The sequence below is a fragment of the Neptunicoccus sediminis genome, from assembly GCF_001719615.1.
GTDB lineage: Bacteria > Pseudomonadota > Alphaproteobacteria > Rhodobacterales > Rhodobacteraceae > Amylibacter > Amylibacter sediminis.
Genome location: NZ_MDVX01000020.1, coordinates 37,950 through 44,692 on the forward strand (window position 1 = coordinate 37,950; position 6,743 = coordinate 44,692).

General features: G+C 57.7%; 4 protein-coding genes. All 4 read left to right on the plus strand.

The annotated features are described in order from the left end of the window. Nucleotides 1–88 precede the first annotated feature (88 nt). A complete protein-coding gene (gene clpB, locus BFV97_RS16775) occupies nucleotides 89–2,698 on the plus strand; it encodes an ATP-dependent chaperone ClpB (RefSeq protein WP_069301551.1) in 2,610 nt (869 codons plus the stop codon). A gap of 319 nt (nucleotides 2,699–3,017) precedes the next feature. Next, nucleotides 3,018–4,517, plus strand: coding sequence for an FMN-binding glutamate synthase family protein (locus BFV97_RS16780; protein WP_069301560.1), 1,500 nt, complete (start codon nucleotides 3,018–3,020; stop codon nucleotides 4,515–4,517). Between the two features lie 142 nt (nucleotides 4,518–4,659). Beyond that, nucleotides 4,660–5,598 carry a protein-methionine-sulfoxide reductase catalytic subunit MsrP gene (gene msrP, locus BFV97_RS16785; protein WP_069301552.1) on the plus strand — a complete coding sequence of 313 codons (939 nt, stop codon included), beginning with the start codon at nucleotides 4,660–4,662 and terminating at the stop codon, nucleotides 5,596–5,598. A 34-nt stretch (nucleotides 5,599–5,632) separates the two neighbouring features. Then, entirely contained in the window at nucleotides 5,633–6,235 is a 603-nt protein-coding gene (gene msrQ, locus BFV97_RS16790; RefSeq protein ID WP_069301553.1) for a protein-methionine-sulfoxide reductase heme-binding subunit MsrQ, read from the plus strand. Nucleotides 6,236–6,743 lie beyond the last annotated feature (508 nt).

Consider the following 6,743-nt stretch of genomic DNA (forward strand, 5'->3'; position numbering starts at 1 on the left):
TTCCTATCTTGTTGTCAAGGCTTGCACCCTGACGTGCCGATTTCGGGCGTCATAATTTTTTGCAGGCGCTTGAAAAAGGAGACGACCCATGAACTTAGAGAAGTTCACAGAACGGTCTCGGGGGATGATTCAATCGGCCCAGACCATTGCAATGCGCGAGGATCACCAGCGCTTTACACCACAACACCTGTTGAAGGCCCTTCTGGACGACGAACAGGGGCTTGCGGCCAATCTGATCAAGGCAGCGGGGGGCAATCCGTCCCGTGTCCTGCAGGATCTGGACGTGAACCTTGCGAAAATGCCCAAAGTGTCCGGCGACAACGGTCAGATTTACATGGACGGGCAAACCGCCAAGATTTTTGCCGAGGCCGAGAAGCTGGCGCAAAAAGCCGGCGATTCTTTCGTGCCGGTAGAGCGGATGCTGACTGCGCTGGCGATCGTGAAATCCGATGCGGCGACCATTCTGAAAGACGGCGGTGTGACGGCTCAGGGGCTGAACGCAGCTATTAATGATGTGCGCAAGGGGCGGACAGCCGATAGCGCCAGTGCCGAGGACGGTTATGACGCGCTGAAGAAATACGCCCGCGACCTGACCGAAGCGGCACGGGACGGCAAGATTGACCCGATTATTGGCCGTGACGAAGAAATCCGTCGTGCCATGCAGGTTCTGTCCCGCCGCACCAAGAACAACCCTGTGCTGATCGGGGAACCGGGTGTGGGTAAAACCGCGATTGCCGAAGGGCTTGCCCTGCGCATCGTGAACGGCGACGTGCCTGAAAGCCTTCAGAATAAAACGCTGATGGCGTTGGATATGGGCGCTTTGATTGCTGGCGCGAAATATCGCGGCGAGTTTGAGGAACGTCTGAAGTCTATTCTGACCGAAGTCACCGAGGCTGCTGGCGAGATTATCCTGTTCATCGACGAGATGCACACGCTGGTCGGGGCCGGTAAATCCGAAGGCGCGATGGATGCGTCCAACCTGCTGAAACCTGCGCTGGCGCGGGGGGAATTGCACTGTGTTGGCGCGACCACGCTTGATGAATACCGCAAGCATGTGGAAAAAGACGCAGCCCTTGCACGGCGGTTCCAGCCTGTCATGGTACAGGAGCCGACGGTCACGGACACGATCTCTATTCTGCGCGGCATCAAGGAGAAATACGAACTGCACCACGGTATTCGTATTTCCGACAGTGCGCTGGTGGCTGCGGCCAACCTGTCCAACCGCTATATCACCGACCGGTTCCTGCCGGATAAGGCGATTGACCTGATGGACGAAGCGGCCAGCCGGTTGCGCATGGAAGTGGACAGCAAGCCCGAAGCGCTTGATGCGATTGACCGCGAGTTGTTGCAAAAGCAGATCGAGGTCGAGGCGCTGAAAACCGAGAGCGATGCGGCCTCTAAGGACCGTCTGGAGACTTTGCAGAAAGAGGTGTCCGAACTGCAGGAGAAATCATCCGAGATGACGGCCCACTGGCAGGCGGAGCGGGACAAGTTGGCGAGTGCGCGTGACATCAAGGAAGAACTGGACCACGCGCGGGTGCAATTTGAAACTGCGCGGCGTGCCGGTGATCTCGCTAAGATGGGCGAGCTGCAATACGGCGTGATCCCCGATCTGGAGAAAAAGCTGTCGGAAGCCGAAGGCCGTGAGGACGATGTGATGGTGGACGAGGCCGTGCGCCCCGAACATATCGCAAGCGTGGTTGAGCGCTGGACCGGTATTCCCGTGGACAAGATGCTGGAAGGCACCCGCGAGAAACTGCTGCGCATGGAAGACGAGCTTGGCAAACGGGTGATCGGCCAGCGCGAGGCGGTTACGGCTGTATCGAATGCGGTGCGCCGGTCCCGTGCGGGCCTGTCCGATGAGAACCGTCCGCAGGGGTCTTTCCTGTTTCTCGGCCCGACAGGTGTCGGTAAAACCGAGCTGACCAAGGCATTGGCAGAGTTCCTGTTTGACGACGATCAGGCGATGGTGCGCATTGATATGTCCGAGTTCATGGAAAAACACGCTGTGTCCCGTCTGATCGGTGCGCCTCCGGGCTATGTCGGCTATGACGAAGGCGGTGTGCTGACCGAAGCCGTGCGGCGCCGGCCCTATCAGGTTGTGTTGTTCGACGAAGTTGAAAAGGCGCATCCTGATGTGTTCAACGTGCTGTTGCAGGTGCTGGACGATGGTGTTCTGACCGACGGGCAGGGGCGGACTGTGGATTTCAAACAGACGCTGATCATCCTGACCAGTAACCTCGGGTCGCAGGCGCTTAGCCAGTTGCCCGAAGGGGCAGACAGCAACAAAGCCAAGGCAGATGTGATGCAGGCGGTTCAGGCCCATTTCCGGCCCGAGTTTATCAACCGTCTGGACGAAATCGTGCTGTTTGACCGGCTGAGCCGTGAAAACATGGACGGGATTGTGGACATCCAACTGGATATTCTGGAACGCCGTCTTTCGGGGCGCAAAATTGCGCTGGAAATGGACGAAGCTGCGCGGACCTGGCTGGCCAATCAGGGCTATGATCCGGTCTATGGTGCACGTCCGTTGAAACGGGTGATCCAGAAAGCGGTTCAGGACCCGCTGGCAGAACTGCTGTTGTCGGGCGAAGTGCTGGACGGGTCCACCGTTACAGTTAGTGCCGATGACAATGGGCTGGTGATCAACGGCGTCGCGCAGGCGGCCAAGCCGCCTGCCGATGCACCGGTCCATTAAGCACCTTGGTTCAGGTGTAAACCCACTCTACCGCCCCGCAGGTTTCGCATCTGCGGGGCGGTTTGCAATCAGGCACAAACAGCAAGGGGCGCGTTATGTTGGCCAGATTTATACGGATCATCCTGTTCCTGTCGGTGCGGCTGGCTTTTGTCGTCTGGCCCTTTACGCTGGCCGTGGCGGTTTTTGTCTATCTCAAGTATTTTTGAGCCCCCGGACCCCGCTTGGTCTTTTGCCCTGCGGCCGCTACATTTCTGTCAGCACAGATAAAAGCGCCCGCTTGCACGCATAACCCTACGGAGTTTCCCGTCCCATGTTCCTGATGAACCTTGTCTCCACCATCTTCTTTTACTTTGCGATCGCCTTTATCTGTGCGGTCGGCATCGGTTTTGCCGCCGTGGTGGTGATGTTCATCATCGACCGCAGCCAGACCAGCGATGCGGTGCGGCGGAACTATCCGGTGGTGGGACGGTTTCGCAGCCTGTTCACCGAGTTGGGTGAATTCTTTCGCCAGTATTTCTTTGCAATGGACCGCGAGGAACTGCCGTTCAACCGCGCCCAACGCAATTGGGTGAAACGGGCTGCATCCGGTAAGGGCAATACGGTGGCGTTCGGCTCTACCCGCAACCTCACGCTGCCGGGCACGCCGATTTTCGTAAACGCCGCCTTTCCGCCGCTGGAATCACAAGCGGCGCGGACCGAACCGTTGCAAATCGGTCCATACGCCCGCCAGCCCTATGACGCACCGTCCCTGTTCAACATTTCCGGCATGAGCTTTGGTGCCCTGTCCCGTCCTGCGGTGCGGGCCTTGTCCCGTGGGGCGAAAAAGGCGGGGATCTGGCTGAACACGGGGGAGGGCGGTCTGTCGCCGTTCCATCTGGAAGGCGGCTGTGATTTGGTGTTTCAGATCGGCACGGCAAAATACGGCGTGCGGGATGCCGACGGCAGCCTGTCGGATGATCGCCTGCGCGCCATTGCCGCCCATGAACAGGTGCGCATGTTTGAAATCAAACTGGCGCAGGGGGCAAAGCCCGGCAAAGGCGGAATTCTTCCCGCGGCCAAGGTGACACCGGAAATCGCAGAGATCCGTGGCATTCCGGTGGGTAAGCCCTCTATTTCGCCGAACCGCCACCCCGAGATCGGCAGCATGTCAGAGCTGCTCGACGCGATCCACCACATCCGCGAGGTGACCGGTAAGCCGGTGGGTATCAAAACCGTGGTGAGCGACGAGTCTGCCCTGCGGGAACTGTTTGCCGAAGTCCACAGGCGCGGTGTCGAAACTGCGCCGGACTTTATCACGGTGGACAGCGGCGACGGGGGCACGGGTGCCAGCCCTATGCCGCTGATGGATCTGGTGGGGATCACCATCCGCGAAAGCCTGCCGCTGGTGTCGGACCTGTTGGTGGAAACCGGCCTGCGCGAGCGGATTCGCCTGATTGCCAGCGGCAAGCTGACGAATCCGGGCGATGTGGCCTGGGCGATTGCGGCGGGTGCGGATTTCGTCACGTCGGCGCGGGGCTTTATGTTCAGTCTGGGCTGTATTCAGGCGCTGAAATGCAACCGCAACACCTGCCCGACAGGGATCACCACCCATGACCCGCGTTTCCAGAAAGGGCTGGTGCCGGAGGATAAATTCGAAAAAGTCGCGGCTTATGCAAAGATGATCACTAAGGAAGTCGAGATCATCGCCCATTCCGTGGGCGTTACCGAACCCCGCGCGATCCGGCGACATCATGTGCGGATCGTGCAGGACAACGGAAACTCGGTTCCCATGTCGCAAATCTGGCCCCGTCCGGTGCCGATGCAGGGTCTGTCCCGATAGGCGGCTTACAACGTTGTAAGCCCGCAATTCTGTACCCTTTTCTGTAACCTTTCCAACAAGGTCGTGAACCCGCGTGTTTTGATTTGGATTTGCGCTAGGTCTAAACCAATCTGAATACAGACATTGTAGAGGGAGGGTCTTTATGGGCCGCTTTAAGACCGCGCTGAAATATTCCGACGTGACGCCAAAGGCTGATTTTCTCAACCGCCGCCAATTGATGACAGGGGCTGCAGGCTTGACCCTTGCGGGCGGAATTGCAGGCGGGCTGACAACGCCAGCCGCGGCGCTGGATGTGGCTAAAAGCAAATGGTCCACAACGCAAGAGCCGACCTCTTACGAAGACATCACCAGCTATAACAACTTTTACGAATTTGGCACCGGCAAGGGCGATCCCGCCCAATACGCCCACGCGCTGACTACGGACCCGTGGTCGGTTGAAATCGGCGGGCTGGTGAACAATCCGGGCAATTACGCACTTGAGGATATTCTCAAGGATATGACACTGGAGGAACGGATCTACCGCCTCCGCTGTGTCGAGGCGTGGTCGATGGTGATCCCTTGGGTTGGTTTCCAACTGTCCGATCTCCTCGCCAAAGCCGACCCGCAAGGCAATGCGAAGTACGTTGCTTTTGAAACCCTGATGCGCCCCGAGGAAATGCATGGTCAGAAAAACGGCTCTTTCCCTTGGCCCTACGTAGAGGGTCTTCGGCTGGACGAAGCCATGCACCCGCTGACCCTGATGGCCACGGGCCTCTATGACGAGCCGCTGCCAAACCAGAACGGCGCACCGCTGCGTTTGGTGGTGCCTTGGAAATACGGATTCAAATCCATCAAATCTATTGTGAAGATCACCCTGACCGAAAAGCAACCGCCCACCACGTGGAACCTGATCAGCGCACAGGAGTACGGCTTTTACAGCAACGTGAACCCTAATGTGGATCATCCGCGCTGGTCCCAAGCCTCTCATCGCGTGATCGGGGCAGGGCTGTTTGCCGGCAAGGAACCGACCGAGATGTTCAACGGGTACGGCGACGCGGTTGCCGGACTTTATGACGGCATGGATCTGTCAAAGCACTTTTGATCTTATGTCGGACACATCCAATACAGGGCAGCGCATGTCTGTTGCCCAATCAGTAAACGCGGCGGTGCGGGGGATTCCTGCATGGCCGCTTTATCCGCTCTTGCTGCTGCCGGGGCTATGGTTGTTCTGGTCGGTTCTGCAAAACCCCGGCCCCAATCCGGTGGAGACACTGGAACACGGACTCGGGGAATATGCGCTCAAAGCGCTGATCCTTGGCCTGCTGATCACCCCGCTGCGGGATCTGCTTCGCATCAACCTCGTCAAATACCGCCGCGCGATCGGTTTGATGGCCTTCTTCTATGTAGCGGCCCATCTGGTGGTCTATCTGTTTCTGGACCAGCAGTTAAACTGGGGCGCGATCTTTAGGGACATCACCAAACGCCCCTACATCATCGTCGGCGTTCTCTCCTTTCTGATCCTCATCCCTCTGGCGCTCACCTCTAACAACGCATCCATCCGCAAACTCGGCCCTTTAGTCTGGCGCAGGCTGCACTGGGGTGTGTATCCGGCGGTGATCCTCGGGGCGGTGCATTTCGTTCTGATGAAGAAGACGTGGCAGGTCGAACCGCTCACCTATCTCGCGATATTCTGTGTGCTGGTGGGCTATCGCGGCTGGAAAGCCCTCAGACGCACCTAAAGTGCGCGATTCCCGACTCAGAGCCGGTGATTCCGCCCATTGGGACGAGTCGCAGCGCTTGCCCCAAGGTTAATCAGGTGATTCACCCCCCGCTGAAAGGTTTTTTAGCGAAAACAGCAGAGTAGAGGTTAATATCCCGGTAATTTTTGGCACGAATTTTCCGGATTTGGCAAATTTTATAACCCCGACATCTGCGGAATCCGGGAATTTTACGGTTTTGTCAAAAAAAACCAACATTTCTGTAAAAAGGGGTTGCGGGTCTCGGGCAGTCGGCCTAAACACCGCTTCACCGGAGGCAACGAGGGACAAACACTCGGAACTGACGGTAACAAGGACTGGACGCGGACGGCAGGGTTTGCTAGAAGCTAAGGTTCCAAAATAGAGGCATCGAGTGGCGGGCGCGCCTAAAGTTATGGGCGCATCGGTTGTTTATTGTCTCTGGCTCTTTGAAATTGATAGTATCTGAAGAGATATGTGGGCGGTCAGGTTTCGTTTCGACGGACGGACT

Coding starts and splice junctions, on each gene's coding strand:
- msrP (WP_069301552.1), top strand. CDS start 4,660: ATGGGCCGCTTTAAGACCGCGCTGAAATATTCCGACGTGACGCCAAAG.
- BFV97_RS16780 (WP_069301560.1), top strand. CDS start 3,018: ATGAACCTTGTCTCCACCATCTTCTTTTACTTTGCGATCGCCTTTATC.
- clpB (WP_069301551.1), top strand. CDS start 89: ATGAACTTAGAGAAGTTCACAGAACGGTCTCGGGGGATGATTCAATCG.
- msrQ (WP_069301553.1), top strand. CDS start 5,633: ATGTCTGTTGCCCAATCAGTAAACGCGGCGGTGCGGGGGATTCCTGCA.